The sequence below is a fragment of the Chryseobacterium panacisoli genome, from assembly GCF_008274625.1.
GTDB lineage: Bacteria > Bacteroidota > Bacteroidia > Flavobacteriales > Weeksellaceae > Chryseobacterium > Chryseobacterium panacisoli.
The window spans coordinates 723,767-739,873 of sequence record NZ_VTRU01000001.1 but is presented as its reverse complement, the minus strand read 5'-3'; the positions used below and the strand labels follow the sequence as shown (position 1 = coordinate 739,873).

Here is a 16,107-nt window from a genome sequence, read left to right as displayed (position 1 = left end):
AGCCGCCCGCTGAAACTCTTTATTCTAATTATTGTATATTCGTTTGAAATCATATAAAAACGCACAAATTTAACTATGCAGAAGATATTTTCTCTTGCCTTTCTTATGGCAGCTTCTTGTACTAATGCCCAGAAAGTAAAGAAAGAAAACGTTACCGGATTCTGGAAACTTAAGGAAGCCGGGTTTTATGAAAATAAAAAGAAAGTGGCAAAAGAATTTGATAACTGCCGTCTGATGAGGAATTATGCCATCAGGGAAGACGGATATGCTATTTATAATTATGTAGAAGGGAAAACAGGGGACTGCAGCCCATCTGAACCAAGACTTTCTTTTTGGAGAATCGTAGAAAACAGAATTCAGTTTTATGTAGATGAGCAGAATATTCTCGAAGAAGTGGAAGTAACCCTGAATAAAGATAACACAATGACTTTTTCTAGTTACATTCCCAACCCAATTAAAGTAAAAGGAGATGCTCTCGCTGAAAAATTGGTAAACACGGTACATTATGATATCCTTGAGAAACAATACTAACAGTCATTATTAAACATTGATGTATGAATTATGTAACGATACTCTACCTTCTTAATATTATTCTGTATGCCATATATTTCTTTGGGAGAACCGGCGGAGAAACCGATTTTTCAGGTGTCGATTTTTTTGTTTCAGGAATTTTATCTCTTCTTCTGATCTTTGCCGGATATCTGAATGCCAAAAAAGGAATGATCTACAGAACCGTTCTGTGGGTATTTTTTGTGAATGTTTTACTGTTCCTAATATCAGGATTGTTTGATCAGTTTGGAAGCAACTTGAATATTCTTTCAACAAGTAATAGTGACAGTTTTTTCTTTACCCTGGCACTTCTTGTTTATAATGGATATCTTTTCCCTTTAACACTTGCTCTTGAAGGTTCAGGACTGGCATTGATCATTCCTGTTGTATTGTCATTTATTCTGCCCTCATTGGGATATCTGATAGGGAAGAAACTTCATCCAAATAAACAAAATTCCCCCGGATTATAGTCATTGCGAGCTGAAGGCGAAGCAATCTCAATAAAGAAGCAGAATTTGGAATTGTAAGTATAAGTTTTTTGGAACACGCAAAGACGCTAAGATTTCTACAAACATATGTATGTAAGGTGCAAGGATTTTATCTTCGATAAAATTTCAACAGTACTTTTTGTCATTCCGAGCAAAGCAAGGAATCTCAATGATTAAAATTAGGATTTTAATTTTAAATTTTAATTATGGATTCTGTGGTTTGTTATCAGACATTATAAATTTCTGTTTACCGATCAGCAGTTCAAAAAACAGCCTGAAATCTGAAATTAAAGACCATAATGGATATTTAAAAGTAGCCGGTTTATTTCTCTCAATCACAGCATGACTGAACCAGGCAAATCCATATCCGAAAATTGGAATATACCAGAGAAATCTTTCCTTTCCGGAACTGATCACATATCCTATGACGAAAAATACGAGCAGTGTTCCGATAAAATGAAAAATTCGGGTTCCAGTTTTGCTGTGCTCTGTAAGGTAAAACTGATAAAATTCTCTGTAGGTTTTAATTCTTTCAGCCATGGTAGGTTAGTTTATTGATTCTATTGAAGTTATAGCAATAATTCTGCCGATTTTTACAGCGTGTAAAAAACAAAAAAGGCAAAATCGCAAATCAGTCTGTTTAAACGTTCGACCTTTTTGCCATTTTGCCTTTTCGCAGTTTCGCTATTATTTTTTAGCTATTCTTTAATTCTTTTCCAAGTTTACTGTTTTTGTATCCGTAGCAGAAATAAATAACCATACCGATCAGGAACCACATTCCGAACCAGAACCAGTTTTCATGGCTCATTCCCGTAAGCAGATACAGGCATGAGCTTAATCCAACCAGTGGAATCAATGATAAGTTCTTGATAAAAGCTACTATACATAAGATCAGGTTGATGATAATAAAGAAGAAAATAGATGCTCTGAATTCTCCTTCACTAGGATCAGACCAGTTCATCAGGTTGTCAAAAAATTCCGGCTGCCATTTGTAGAAGGCCAGCAAACCGCCAATGAAAACAACAGGAAAAATGATTTTACCATTTACATACGGAAGGTGAAACCTGCCTTTTATTTTCTCTTTAGCAGGAAGCATCAATACCCCTGCACATACCAATACGAATGCGAAAATAGTCCCGATACTCGTAAAATCAAGGATAAATGTCTTATCTGTGAACAGAATAGGAATCCCCACTACAATTCCGGTAACAATAGTTGCATAAGAAGGCGTTTTATATTTTGGATGTACCTTCTGAAATCTCTGAGGCATCAGTCCGTCACGGCTCATCGCATACCATATTCTCGGCTGTCCCATCTGGAAAACCAATAATACAGTGGTAATGGCAACAATCGCTACGAAGGAAACGATAAGCTCCATCCAGGCTACATTGGCATTTGTTTTTTCAAATATGAATGAAAGAGGATCTCCTACGCCATCAAACTTTTTATAATCTACCATCCCCGTTAGTACAAGCGTTAATGCAATATAAATTACAGTACACAGTACGAGGGAGATAATCATTCCTTTTGGTAAAGTTTTCTGTGGATCTTTGGTTTCTTCAGAAAGTACACTTAAGGCATCGAATCCGATATAAGCAAAGAATACTCCGGATACCGCACTCATTACTCCTGCAAAACCATTGGGCATAAAGGAAGGTGTTCCGGTTGTAGGGCTTATAGGTGTCCAGTTTTCAGTGTTGACGTAAGCGCAGCCTACAAGAATTACCAGTATGATCACTGCCAGTTTTAAGATAACCAAAGAGTTATTGAAGTTCTTACTTTCCTTTACTCCTACATAACAAAGCCATGTAATTAAACCATTGATAACCAAGGCGGGAATGTCTACAATAAATTTCAGGCTTCCGATTAATGGGGCTGTTTTCCAGGCATTTAGCAGCTCTTTGTTTTCTGAACCATATTGAACGGCCTTTCTTGCTTCCGTATAGCTGCAGGTCAGATAATCAGGAATATGCATTCCGAGACGTCCTAAGAAACTGGTAAAATAATCTGACCAGGAAAAGGCTACATAAATATTTCCGAAGGAATATTCCATGATCAGCGCCCAGCCGATTATCCAGGCGATAAGCTCTCCAAAACTCGCATAAGCATACGTATAGGCAGAACCTGCGGTAGGAATTCTGCTGGCAAATTCAGCATAGCATAAAGCGGTAAATCCACAGGCAAAACCGCAAATCAAATATAGAAGAATAACACCAGGACCACCTCTGAAAACGGCTTCTCCCAAACTGCTGAAACTCCCAGCTCCTATAATAGCCGCAATACCAAAAAATACAATGTCCCATACACCCAAGACCCTTAAAAGTCCCGTTGAAGTATCTGTATCTGAATAGATTTTTCTTCTAAAAAGTTGACTCATTCAATAACTATATTTGATTTGAAAAAAAGCAAATGTAATGATTTTTTATTTTGATGTTAACAGTTGTTAAGAACATTTAGGTAAAAATGCTCAAACAAAAGATTTTAGTCTTTATAAACAGGTATTTCTACATAACTGTCATTATACCATTTTATCTCCAAAGGTTCGCCAGCGTCTTTTATTGTTTCGTCACTTACATCCTTGCCTGTTCCATAATTGATCTGCCAGTTAGGATTTTTATTCACTCCCACCAATAACAGCAGTTTACTTCCTTTTTCTATTTTTCTACTCATGAAATACGAATTGTTAATGGGAATCTGCTCCACTTTATTGGGTTCAAGAAGCTGTCTTACCTCATTATTCTTTGCATAGCTGGCTCTCACAATATGAGTTGATAATAAAGAGGATTTTCCGTCCGGCTGAATCTGGTACAGATAGGTATCCGTATCAAAGTCTTTTTTATTGATAGAAACATTGAAGAACCCTGAAAGATTTCCGCTGATGATCATATCCTTATCAAGCACTTCACTTTCAAAAGCAATTGAAGTAGTCGTTTTTATACTGTCTTTTTTGCTGACTTTATAGTAAGTGTCCTTCTGATCTCTGTTGTTAAAATCAACAATTTGTTTTGTGAAAGTTTGGGTATCGGGCTTATTAAATACTGATGAGGTATTTTTTTTGTCCTGAAGATAGAATTTAACGGTGGAAGTATGCATTTTATCAAGATCAGCAACATGTTTCCATGTATTGGTATTCATCACCTGAAAATTGATTCTGTCTTTTAAAATTTCCGGTTTTTTTCCTCCTTTAAGAATATAGTCAAACCATGAAAAAGCGAGGTCATCGATACTTATTCTGGCTGCCGGATCAATAGGATTGCCATTCACGTAAGTAAATCCGAAACTTTGTGCTCCACCATGATTGTAGGGGCCTATTACCAGATAATGGTCTGCATTTTTATTGTATTGATGATGTTGTTTAAAATAATACAATGCGCCGATCTGATCATCATCATAATATCCGGTTGTCGTCAGAATTGGAATATTGATTTTAGAAAAATCCTCTTTGTAAGGAACCATTTTCTGCCAGTACTGGTCATATCCCGGATGATCCAGCCATCGTTGGAAGATTTTGCTGGGTTTCCCGCTTATCGTGTCCAAAGACCTAAATGATTTCCCGCTCTTGTACCATTCTGTATTGATTAAGTTCCATTTTGCGAAATTGCTAAAGTCTACTTCATCCGTAAGTTTATTGTTGGTGACATACTGTATCCACTGCAGCATATAGCTCATAAATATATTATTCTGTGCCGGATAGTCTATCCCGATTCCCACTGCAACCTGTGGTACAATCGTCTTTAACGCCGGATGCAGTTTTTTAACAGCTGCCCACTGGCTGAAACCCAAATAGCTTCCGCCAATCATTCCTACCTTTCCGTTGCACCATGGCTGTCTGCTTATCCAGTCTATTACCTCATAGACATCTTCTGATTCATGCTCAAAAGGATCATTTACATTATTACTGTTTCTCTTGCCGCGGGTATTGACAACGGCTCCCACATAATTATAAGTAGCCGCTCTTTTTCCAAAGAATTCATCAAATGGACCTGCGTAAATATTGTTGGTAAGAATAACAGGAAGTGGGGAAGTGTTTTCTTTTTTTCTGACAATGGTAATCGTTAAGGTATTGCCGTTCTTTATCTTAAGATCTCTGGTTTCAATAATGAATTTATCCTTATCCTTTGAAGCCAGCAGCTGCATCACCTGAGGTTTGATGGCTGAATAGGTTTTATAGTTCAGATAACTTTTGCATAGGGCGAGAGCAGTTTTGTAATCAATACTGTCTTTGTTCTTTTGCTTGTCCAGTATTTCCTTCATTTGTTTTCTGGATTCTTTCACATTGCCGTCAACTGCAAGAGGTAATCTGGGAATCAGCTTCTCCGGAAGGCTTTCATATTTTTGATTAAATGCTTTCTGAAGCGCATCAGGAAAAGTGATATTGCTTTCCTTCTGCACCAGTTTAGCCATGCTGTACAATTCAAAGCCCATCAATCTATAGTCTCCCATATGATGATCGGCAAAGAGATTACGGTTTTCGGATAGGCTGGCAATTGAGGTTTTATAATCCTGGGCTACCATCTGTAAACGGAATAGATTGTCCAGAAGGTCGATCTTGTTTTCCGGTTTATTTTTTGCGGATTGAAGTTCGGGAATCACTTGCAGAGCAAGTCCTGGCATCTGTTTTTCTAATATAAGAGAGTCTGTTACAGCTGTCTTTGGAAACTGAAATTTTTGTGCCTGCAGCAGGTTTACAAAAATTAATGCTAAAAGTATCTTAAATTTCATGTGATAGTGTGTTTATGGTATGTTTTTAGCTGCTGTTGAAAAAGTATCAACTTAAAATATGTTTTTGATAACTTATTATTAAAATTGTTTACTTTTTATCAGACGAAAGTAGTAAATTTTATCATTGAATGGTGAGAAAATTTTCATTGTTGTTAATTTGCTATTTAAAGCTAATAAATCTGTTAAAACTTGCTTAAACAATAAGTTTTTAATATTTTCGTTAACTTATTTAGACTAATTTTCTTAGATCAAGAAGAATGAAATCAAAAAAAATACTCTTAGCGGCCGCGGTCATTTATTTCGGAATCTCCGATGCTCAGCAGTCTCAATATTTTACCCAGAAAGAAAATTACAGGTTTAATCTAGCCGAAAATCTTTATCAGACCAAAATATACAATGCTTCTCAATACGAATATGCAAGACAATATTTCTACAATCAGAATTTGTCCCGTTCAAAAAAGGAAGCTGCGCAGTTTTTTGATAATGTGATTGGCGTGATTCTTCAGAAAAATCATGCTGAAGAAGGATTAACTGCTTTCATGAAAGAATATCCGAATTCTGCTTATTTTGCACAGGCTAATCTTCCGCTGGCAGATTACTATTTAGCAAAAAAAGACTTTGACAAAGCTCTGGAGACTTTAAAAAAAGTAAACCAGTATCAGCTTTCAAAAGAAGAAAATACGCAGTATATTCTGAAGCTTGGATATGCAAAATTCATGACGGGTGATTCTAAGGGAGCAACTGATGCATTGGAAGAAGCTTATAAAACAGCAGATCAGTCTCAAAAAGGTGATATCGCTTATATGCTGGGGCATTTATATTACAGCAACAGACAAAACGATAAAGCTTTCCAGTATTTTGATTCTGTAAAGGATCAGGATAAATTCTCAAAGCTGGTACGTCCTTATTATGTACAGATGTATTACAATGATAAGAACTACGACCAGGCCATTACGGAAGGAAATGCCTTGTTGAACGAAAATATTTCAGATTCTTATAAAGCGGAAGTTCATAAGATCATTGGGGAGAGTTACTTCATGAAGAATGATTATACTTCTGCCTATCCTCATTTGAAAGATTATCTGAGTGTACAGCAGAATCCATCTGAAAACGATTTGTATGAGATGGGATTTGTAGCTGCACAGCTGAAAAAATATGATGAAGCGGTTTCTTATTACAACCAGCTTTTGAACAGCAATTCGGCTTTAGCGCAGAATGCTTACTACCAGTTAGGAAATGCTTATCTGGCAGTTGATAAAAAACAGGAAGCGCTTTCTGCATTCCGTTCTTCTTATCAGATGGATTATGATGCGAAAGTGAAGAAACTGGCTCACGAGCAGTATGCTAAGTTAAGTTATGATATCGGGAACCCGTTTGAAAGCCCTTCTGCGGTAATCCAGAGTTATATCAATGAGAATCAGAATGGCGCCAATGCTACAGAAATGAGATCATTATTGGTGAAATCATATCTGTATTCCGGAAACTATAAAGAAACTCTGAACGCGATTGACAGACTGCAGAGTTCTACTCCTGAGATCAACAAAGTAGATCAGGAGGTTTCTTATTTATTGGGAACAGAAGAATTTAACAAAGGAAACTATGATGAAGCTGAGAAATATTTCTTAAGAAGTCTTGGTTTCAACATCAATAAAGAGTTTAACAGCAGAGCTTTATACTGGCTGGCACAGGTCTATTACCAGAAAGGAAACTATCCGTCTGCCATTGCTCGTTACGAAAAGCTTCTTACCGAAAACTTCCCTGAAAAACAGCAGTTGCCATATGATTTAGGATATGCTTATTTTAAATCCAAGAAATTTGATCAGGCTGCTACTTACTTCAAACAATATCTTACCAATCCGAAGCCGGAATTTAAAAACGATGCAGAACTTCGTCTCGCAGATATTCATTATGCGAATAATGACCTGAATGAAGCGATTGCTATTTATGATAAGAATGAAGATGCAACGGATTATACATTGTACCAAAAAGCAATGGCTTTAGGGTTTAAAGGAGATACACAGGCGAAGATTACCAACCTTAAAAATCTTTTATCGAAATATCCGGATTCTGAATATTATGATGATGCTCAATACGAAATAGGAACAGCCTATGCTGCTCAGGATGATTTTACAAACTCCAATGATTATTTCGGAAAAGTGATTAAAGGATCTGCTGATAAAGATCTGATCGCCAATGCTTCAATTTACAGAGCTCAGAACTATATCGACCAAAACCAGAATGATAAAGCGCTTTCTGAACTGAAATCTCTGGGGGAACAGTATAAAAATACAGCATATGCCCAGAAAGTTGTTCAGGCAGCAAAACCCATTTTCACGAAAAACGGAGATGTTTCAGGATATGAAACTTTTGCAAGAAATGTCGGGGTAAATGTAGATGCTGCAGAAATTGATGAGATTAATCTATCAACAGGTAAGCAGTTGTTTGCGAAGAAAGATTATAAAAATGCAATTTCTTACTACGAAAAGTATCTGACACAGAACCCAACAGGGGAAGGATTGTATCAGGCGAAGTATGAATTGGGAGAGAGTTATTACCAAACCAATAATTCAACTAAAGCTTTACTTGTTCTTCAGGAAGTAGCTGGAATTCAGAATGATTACCAGGATGATGCACAAACTCGTTTAGCTCAAATATTTATTGCACAAGGCAATACTGCGGAAGCTAAAAAGTACCTTGAGGGTATTAAGAACTCTTCCAATATCAGCATTAAAAATTATGCAAATGTTGAGTTGATGAAGCTGTATGCAGAAGAAAACAATTTCTCTGAAGCTGAAAAATTAGCCAATGCAGTCATTGCAAATTCTAAAAACTCAGCAGCTGTAATTGAAACCGCAAAAGTGATCAAAGCAAGAAGTCTGATGAACTCAGGAAAAGATAAGGAGGCACAGTCTGCCTACGTTTCTCTTGAAAAATCATCCAACACTTCTGTAGCTGCAGAAGCTTTATATGCAAAAGCATACTATCAGAACAAAGGGAAAGCGTTCAAGTCTTCTAATGAGACGATCTTTAAGCTTGCCAATAACTATGCATCAGAAGAATTCTGGGGAGCAAAAGCGTTGGTATTGATGGCGAAAAATTATATCGGTCTGAAAGATAACTATCAGGCAAGTTATACATGTGATCAGATCATTGCGAACTATAAGGATTTCCCTGAAATTGTTGCAGAAGCAAAAGAAGTTAAGAAACAGATTAAGAAATAATACATGAAGGTTTTAAAAATTGCTATTTATTCTTTCTTAGTTTCGGCTTCACTCTGGAGCTGCATTCCATCGTATAGTGCATATCCTAAAGAGTATAATCAGGCAAAAGCTGATTTCAAGAAGCAAAAAGCTTTTGTAGTCAATAAAGAGCTTAAGAAAGAATTTGAGATTTTAAAACATTCTGATATTTATGAAATCGTAGAAGACAGCAGCCAAGCAGCTAAAATAACCCTGCATCCGATGCTGACCCGTACTCCTCCATGTGGAAACCCTATGATAGGAAGTATGCTTACCGTCGGGTTATTGCCTTCAGGATTTCCTTATGATATTTCTTACAGTTATGATGTAGCTGAGAACAGTACAACGAAAAATTATCAATACAAATTACAAGTTTATCAAAGCCTTTGGCTGTTTAATATATTCAGACTAGGGAGAACTTTTTCAAAACAGTCAGGGAAAGCTTTATTAGGCAAATATATTGCTTCCAATAAGTAAAACCCGTTATATATTTTTTTCAAATAAAGAAAATATGAACAAGAAGATTCAAATATTATCCATATTATTTTTAGGAATTTCGTCCGTGGCGTTTTCCCAGATCAAGGAGGAAAAACTGGTTCTTAACAAAAAGAGAGAGCCGGAAGTGAAGAAGATCGAGAAGAAGAAGACTTCTGTGGAAACCATTAAAAACTATCCGCCGGAAGAGAAATCGCAGACTCCTGTGAAATATACCATCACGGATGTTCCTGCTGTTTCTGATTTTAAAACTTCAACGATTCAGGGGGAAGATGTTGCTCCGAAATTTGACGGAACGGCTCAAAATAATTACTTCCAGTTCGGAATGGGGAATTACGGTAAAATCTTAGTAGATGGAAACATCTCCAAGACCCTCGAAAATAAATTTGAAGTAGGAGCGGATGTTCATGTGCTTTCTACCAATGGTCTTAAAAAAGAGTATGACTGGAAATCCGGGCAGACTTCGGCTAATATTGGGGCTTTCCTGAATTCTTACGGAGAAAAAGGGAAATTCAATATCAATGCTGAATATGGCTTAGACAATTATAATTATTACGGAATCTATGCGATGCAGCCGACTGGTGAGCTTGATCTGAAGCAAAAGGTAAATCAGTTTAAAGTAAACGGATACTATGATTTTTATTCCAATGAAATCTTAAATGATGTAAGGGTGAAGTCATCATTCCTGAAAGATCATTTTGATGCTCAGGAAAACCAGGTTTCCATTCTTGCCAACTTTTCAAAGCATGCCGTAGAATTAGGAAAATCAGGAATCAATCTGAATGCTGATCTTGGAGTAGGATTGGATGCGGTGAAGACTGATTTTGCCATCAGAGATAAAAACTCTTCCAATTTCTTCAATACCAGCCTGACTCCGAAAGTAACGTTCAGAAAAGGTGATTCCTATTTGATGTTAGGTTCATCATTTTCTTTCCTGAATGCTAAGAATTCTAATGATCAGCTGGAGCAGCAAAAAAATAATAAAACCTATTGGTTCCCGCAGGCAGAGTTTCAGTTTGCCGCAGCCAAAGAATTCAAATTCTATGGTGGGGTAGACGGAGGTCTGAAGCTGAATACCTACGGTGATATGCTGCAGACGAATCCATTCATCCTTTCTGACCAGTTTTTAAAGCCTACAGAGACGAAATATCACTTTTACGTAGGATTGAGAGGGGATATTGATGAAACGTTGAAATACGACTTCTCTGCAGGCTATGGAAAGATGAGAGATATTATGTTCTTTAAGGGCAATGGTCTTTTTGATAATACCTCTGTTGAACGTTCTGCCTATAACTTTGCCAATACATTCTCTGCAGTCTATGATGATGGAAATGTAAGCGATATCAAAGGGAGCGTGCAGTATTTCCCATTGGCTAACCTGATTTTAGATGCAGAATTAAGATTTACCAAGTATGATCTTAAGAATTACGACAATATTTATAACGTTCCATTGTTCAATGCAAGCATCGGAGCAAAATATACAATGCTTGATAAGAAGTTATTGTTAGGATTCAAAGGAATCTTTGCAAGTGACAGAACTACAAACTCTTTTGCCATTGAAGGAATAGGGAATCCAGTAATCTACCAGTCTACGGAGAATACAAACGATAAAGTGGGTGGTTATGCTGATTTAAATCTTTCTGCAGAGTATAAAATTCACAAAAACTTCAGTGTTTTTGCACTCGGAAATAACCTTCTGAGCTCAAAATACCAGACGTACAAAGGCTATAAAGTCCTGGGCGCACAGATTTTGGGAGGAGTGAAAATTACGTTCTAAACTTTAAGATATTTCAATAAAACAAAACCTTACATTTCAGGATGTAAGGTTTTTTTATTACTTGTCTTTAGCCGTTGGTAAGACGTCATTTAATAAGGTAATCAGCACTTTTCCGGGTTCTTCCCAAGGAATTAAATGTGCCGAATTTTCAAACCAGATTCCTTTTTTTACAGGGGCTTTTACATTTTGCAACCATGCATTGGTGGGTTCAGAAGGGGTTGTATAATCGTGACGTCCCATGAACATGAAAACCGGGATAGGAAATTTTTTCACGGGTTTGAAATCAACGTTTAAAAACTCCGGTAAAAGTTTTTTCAATGTAAAAAGACTTCCGCCACCAAGGGCATCAAGATCTTTTTCAGAATATTCTGAGAAGAGCAGAGGGGCCTGGAAATAATACCTTGAATTATTCCTGAAAGCCGTTAAACCACCATAATATTGCGGCCATTTCCTTGCAATAATAATTCTCTCCCGTGTAATCGGCAGATTTCCGGGATAGGGTGCAATGGATTTCAATTCTTTTATGGCAGTTTCATTTTTTAAACGGGTTGCTTCTTTTAAAGCAAATTCCACGCTTAAACGCTCATTGTCTTTGGTATTGATAATCTGACCTATTCCAACATAGGAATAGAAGAGGTCAGGTCTTTTTAAGGCAGCATTCATGGAAACAATAGTTCCCCAACTGTGGCCCATCAGTATCACTTTTTTCTTATTGTATTTTTTCTGAATATATTCCGTCAGCTGAATCACATCTTTTACATATTGGTCAATATGTATGGTTTTTCCCAAATTAACGGTATCATTAATAGCATAGGTTTTTCCTGCAGCTCTCTGATCATAATTAACGACTGTGAAATACTCTTCAATAGGTCTTTGAAACATCCACATAACCGGAGCTACCGGAGAGGCAGGCCCTCCGTGAACAAACAGTATAATTGGATTTTCTTTATTCTGTCCTCTTACATATACCTGCTGTTTTATACTTCCTATGGTAACAGGATAGCTTTCCTGAATCCCATTGGGGGAAACAATGGAGTCGAGATCCTTAATGATTTCTTTAGCTTTGGCATACTCATCATTGGATGGGGTATTCTGTGCAAAAAATACAGCTGTCCAGAAAAACAGAAAGGCTGATAATATTTTAATTCTCATAATTTTTGATCTTTGAAATGTGCTTTATATTTATGATATGAGTCTGAAGTTTATTTTGAATGTTACATATTTTGTTTTTTAAACATCTGAACTTTAAATGTTTGCTCTTTTTCTTTATAATATTCCCCATTGATCCGGTTGCAAAAAGATAATCTACCTTATCAATGATTTTGTAATTAAACTTTTGCAGGCTTTATAAATTGTAAAAAAATCAGTATTTTCGCAGTCGAAATCATAGCAGTGGTATGACTCATTACTTATTGTTTTATGAACACGGCTGCATAGTTTAATGGATAGAACTTCGGATTTCGGCTCCGACAGTGAGGGTTCGAATCCTTCTGCGGTCACAAAGCTCCTTTTTTAGGAGCTTTTTTGTTTACACACACAAATATAGATTTTTAGCAAAAATATAGCCCCGATATCCGGAGCTTTTATGATTAGTTAATGGGGGATGAAAAATATGAGAACATATGGATACTAAACCCTCTCTTTTGAGAAGGTTTTTGTAATATCTGATAAATGTTAAATTAAAATATGAAATCCGTACACTGCGGGAAATTAACATGGCTTCCCTAATGATTTGGTCTTATCTTATTCCTCGTTTTTAGGTTTAAAATTTCTTCCTACGCCTTGTCGCAAAAATGTAATTTTTCCCTGTGTTTTCTTTGCTTTTTCAAGGATTTCTAAGGCTTTGGTTCTCTCGTTAACCTTGCCTGCGTGTGTTATATTGTCCTGAAGATCATTTTTTTTCATATATCAATATAGTGATTTTTTTTTATAAAAACAAATAATCAGGGTAGGTTTTTGAATACTTATTTTATTTTTATTATGTTAAGGTCTCTAATCAATACATTTTATAATGAAAAGAATCTTTATTCATCTAATTTCCAAACTTCTTAACATGTATCCTTTTCTCTGAAACCCTGATGACAAATGGTTCAAGGTTGATTATTTTTCCTGCCTGAACTGTAAAGTCCCGGCTTATTTTCTCAGAATAGGTGTTTGCGGGCAGTGAACTTTCCACAAGCTCTATTCTGTAATTTCCAGATCCCAGGAAAGAGCCGATTTCGCCATTGTCATCGGTAACTACATGCTGGATAAACTTATCTTTATCATAGATGCTGAAAATAATTCCTGCCGTTTTAGGTTCAAATTCCAATGCTTTTTTAGGATCAAATTCATAAGTGATTTTTCCCAGCATGGTTCCGTTTTGATGCAGTGGAACTTGAAGAGAATAGCTGCTTTTTTTCACTTCAAACTCCATTTCATTATAATACCATCCTTGCTGGATTACCTGTTTTAGCCTATACGGGCCATACGGAATAGCTTTGTACACAATTTTGCCATCATGATTTGTTTTGAATGAAACATTGTTGATCATAATGATGTAATTTTCAGCACTTTGGTCACCTTCATCATATACACTGTTATTATTGTTATCATAAAATACAAATGCCGCTATTTCGCCCTTTTTGCTGGCAATAAGTCTGTTAGGCTGAAGGTTCAGTGTGACGCCTGCTTCAATCGTAAAAAAATTATTGCTGAAGTTGTTGGAAGAATAATTAAACCAGGAAGAATTCAGGAATACTCCATATTTTTCTTTTGTATATTTCAGGTTTACAAATCCAGAAGGAGACTTGTCATATAAAATATCATCAGTATAGGATAACCCTGAAGTAATAGTAAGTTTTTCTGCTAAGATGTTTTTGTTAACAAAAGCAGATACTGAAAATTTCTTATATGTGATATCCCCGTTGAAATTTCTGGATGAAGCGAATTCCGAGAGGTAATAGCTTCCATGCTGATATATTCCATTTATATTGAACCATTTGTAACTGTAATTACCAGTAATTTTCATCTGATATTCTGCATTGTGGCCATCAGGATACATGACTGAGCCTGCTTCCAGTGCTAGTAGCGAAGAATGTTTCCTGTTATTGCTGATCCATGTTGTATTCTGGATGATTCTAAGTGCTTTCAGCGTTTGCAGTTCCTGATTTCCTGAAGTATCAAAAAAGTTATTGTAGCTGTTTGAGCTTTCCTCCTGATATTGTGTGCCTACAGAAAATCCGAAATTTTTCCTTTTCGCGAAATTGATTCCCATATCTCCTCTTATCGTATTGGATTTAAAATCATAGTTGTAAGAGTAAAATTTTGGTGAAAAATTAGAGATCATCATATTCGCATACAAATAGTGTTTTTCAAAAATGGGTGTTGAAAAATTCTGTTGTATTTGCAGCATTCCTCTTCTGTTTCCGGGATAATAATCACTGCTGTAGAAATAGTTCCCATTCAGATTCATTTTTTTTATATTTCCTGAATACTGCGTTTCCAAAGCTAAAGAAGGCTTGGTAAGATGTGTATTTTCATAATAACTCAGACCGCTGTATACTTTGGAATTCATTTTCCAGTCTTTATGGAAAGAATACTGAATATCAGTACCTAGTACATGATGATTCGCTTTTTCATAAGGGTCATTTTTAAAAATATAGGTTGCTGAGAAATTTTTAGATGCATTTTGAGCCCCCATCATTCCCCTGGCATAAAAACCGTATCCATATTTCAGAAAAGAATTTCTTTCAATAAGACTGAAACTCTGATCTACAAAACCTACTTCTATTTTCTTGTCTTTATCTGAAGAAGTATAAGCATATTCTGCACCTCTTCCAAATAAGGAGACTTCCATCATTTTACTGATATTCCCCAAAGTGAATTCACTTTGTTCTCTGTGATAAGATACATAGGTATTGCTCACAACAGGATCGCTTTGATTGTTCAGGGTATAAATATTACCGCGGATAAACATATAGCCGGAAGGAAGATTAAAGCCGCCTGAACCCATCAGCTGATACATGTCTGTAGTGTTGCCGACACGTCTGTAGCTGGCAGTAATAGTATTTTTGCTGTAATTTGAAAATATATCGAATTCCATATCCTGATAACGCTGGGTAGAAGAAACGTTTTGTACCAATATGGAAGCATTACCAAAGATTTCCTTATCCGGCTCTCTGAAACCGGCAATATTGACTGTAAACTGAGAACTCTTAAGCAGATTTCCGGAAGGCAGAAACCGAAAAACAAATACGGAATCTTTCTGCACATCAATAGTTCCTTTTTTCTCAATAAAAAGGTTCTTCTGGGCAGCCTCAGGAATTTTAAATACAAGGGTAACATTCTGCCTTTTGTTTCCTAAATTGGAAATCCTTGCCCGGACTTCCAGAGAATCCTTATAAGTTCCCATGTAGACAACAGGATTTTCAGCTGTTATCTTCATATTATTATTCTCCGTCACCACATAGGAAAGACTCTTTTTTACAACCTGTTGATTTCTTTCATCAGTAATGGTAAATGTGAGATCCGCTTTACCGGAAACAATAGTGCTGCTTGTCAGTATTTTGATGGGAACAAACAGCTGCTGGCCTGGATTCAGTTCTATCTCAGAATTGTTGTCAGATATTGTTCTGAAACCTCTGGGAGTCTTAACTTCAATGTGGCCTTTAAAATGTTTATTTTCATTATTTTTCAAAACAAGCAGGATCTCTACAATGTTTGGGTTAGCCCGATTGGTCTCATTACGGATCTCCATGTTTATAGCTGCACCAGTCTGAGCCGGAATCCAAATGGAAAACGGGATCAGAATAAAAAGTATTATTTTCCTGAACAGCCTGTTATAAAGCATTATAAA

11 protein-coding genes and 1 tRNA gene are annotated in these 16,107 nt (G+C 36.3%); 6 read left to right on the top strand and 6 right to left on the bottom strand.

The window, feature by feature from the left end; genetic code table 11:
* Positions 1–75 precede the first annotated feature (75 nt).
* Both FW781_RS03475 and FW781_RS03470 read left to right on the top strand, forming a co-directional pair.
* A complete protein-coding gene (locus FW781_RS03475) occupies positions 76–531 on the top strand; it encodes a lipocalin-like domain-containing protein (RefSeq protein WP_149386134.1) in 456 nt (151 codons plus the stop codon).
* A gap of 23 nt (positions 532–554) precedes the next feature.
* Positions 555–1,019 carry a hypothetical protein gene (locus FW781_RS03470; RefSeq protein ID WP_149386133.1) on the top strand — a complete coding sequence of 155 codons (465 nt, stop codon included), beginning with the start codon at positions 555–557 and terminating at the stop codon, positions 1,017–1,019.
* Between the two features lie 222 nt (positions 1,020–1,241).
* On the opposite strand, the gene FW781_RS03465 is transcribed toward FW781_RS03470, so the two are convergent.
* From FW781_RS03465 to FW781_RS03455, 3 genes are all read right to left on the bottom strand, one after another.
* The gene (locus FW781_RS03465) at positions 1,242–1,577 is read right to left on the bottom strand and encodes a DUF962 domain-containing protein (RefSeq protein ID WP_149386132.1); all 336 of its coding nucleotides are present in this window, start codon (positions 1,575–1,577) and stop codon (positions 1,242–1,244) included.
* Between the two features lie 154 nt (positions 1,578–1,731).
* The gene (locus FW781_RS03460; RefSeq protein ID WP_149386131.1) at positions 1,732–3,414 is read right to left on the bottom strand and encodes an APC family permease; all 1,683 of its coding nucleotides are present in this window, start codon (positions 3,412–3,414) and stop codon (positions 1,732–1,734) included.
* 104 nt (positions 3,415–3,518) lie between these two features.
* The gene (locus FW781_RS03455; RefSeq protein WP_149386130.1) at positions 3,519–5,759 is read right to left on the bottom strand and encodes a CocE/NonD family hydrolase; all 2,241 of its coding nucleotides are present in this window, start codon (positions 5,757–5,759) and stop codon (positions 3,519–3,521) included.
* Positions 5,760–6,016: 257 nt separating this feature from the next.
* On the opposite strand from FW781_RS03455, the gene FW781_RS03450 reads away from it, so the two are divergent.
* From FW781_RS03450 to FW781_RS03440, 3 genes are read left to right on the top strand one after another with little or no spacing between them, the layout of a single operon-like run.
* A complete protein-coding gene (locus tag FW781_RS03450; RefSeq protein WP_149386129.1) occupies positions 6,017–8,980 on the top strand; it encodes a tetratricopeptide repeat protein in 2,964 nt (987 codons plus the stop codon).
* A gap of 3 nt (positions 8,981–8,983) precedes the next feature.
* On the top strand, positions 8,984–9,475 hold the full coding sequence (locus FW781_RS03445) for a hypothetical protein (protein ID WP_149386128.1): 492 nt from the start codon (positions 8,984–8,986) through the stop codon (positions 9,473–9,475).
* Positions 9,476–9,509: 34 nt separating this feature from the next.
* Entirely contained in the window at positions 9,510–11,270 is a 1,761-nt protein-coding gene (locus FW781_RS03440) for a TonB-dependent receptor (protein ID WP_149386127.1), read from the top strand.
* A gap of 57 nt (positions 11,271–11,327) precedes the next feature.
* On the opposite strand, the gene FW781_RS03435 is transcribed toward FW781_RS03440, so the two are convergent.
* Positions 11,328–12,422, bottom strand: a complete 1,095-nt coding sequence (locus tag FW781_RS03435; RefSeq protein ID WP_149386126.1) for an alpha/beta hydrolase — start codon at positions 12,420–12,422, stop codon at positions 11,328–11,330.
* A 275-nt stretch (positions 12,423–12,697) separates the two neighbouring features.
* Here FW781_RS03435 and FW781_RS03430 point away from each other — a divergent pair.
* Positions 12,698–12,769, top strand: a tRNA-Arg gene (locus FW781_RS03430).
* Between the two features lie 244 nt (positions 12,770–13,013).
* On the opposite strand, the gene FW781_RS22310 is transcribed toward FW781_RS03430, so the two are convergent.
* Together FW781_RS22310 and FW781_RS03425 are read right to left on the bottom strand one after the other, a co-directional pair.
* Positions 13,014–13,175: a hypothetical protein gene (locus FW781_RS22310; protein WP_156118919.1), complete on the bottom strand. Its 162-nt coding sequence runs from the start codon at positions 13,173–13,175 to the stop codon at positions 13,014–13,016.
* Positions 13,176–13,302: 127 nt separating this feature from the next.
* A complete protein-coding gene (locus FW781_RS03425; protein WP_149386125.1) occupies positions 13,303–16,101 on the bottom strand; it encodes a COG1470 family protein in 2,799 nt (932 codons plus the stop codon).
* Positions 16,102–16,107: the final 6 nt, after the last annotated feature.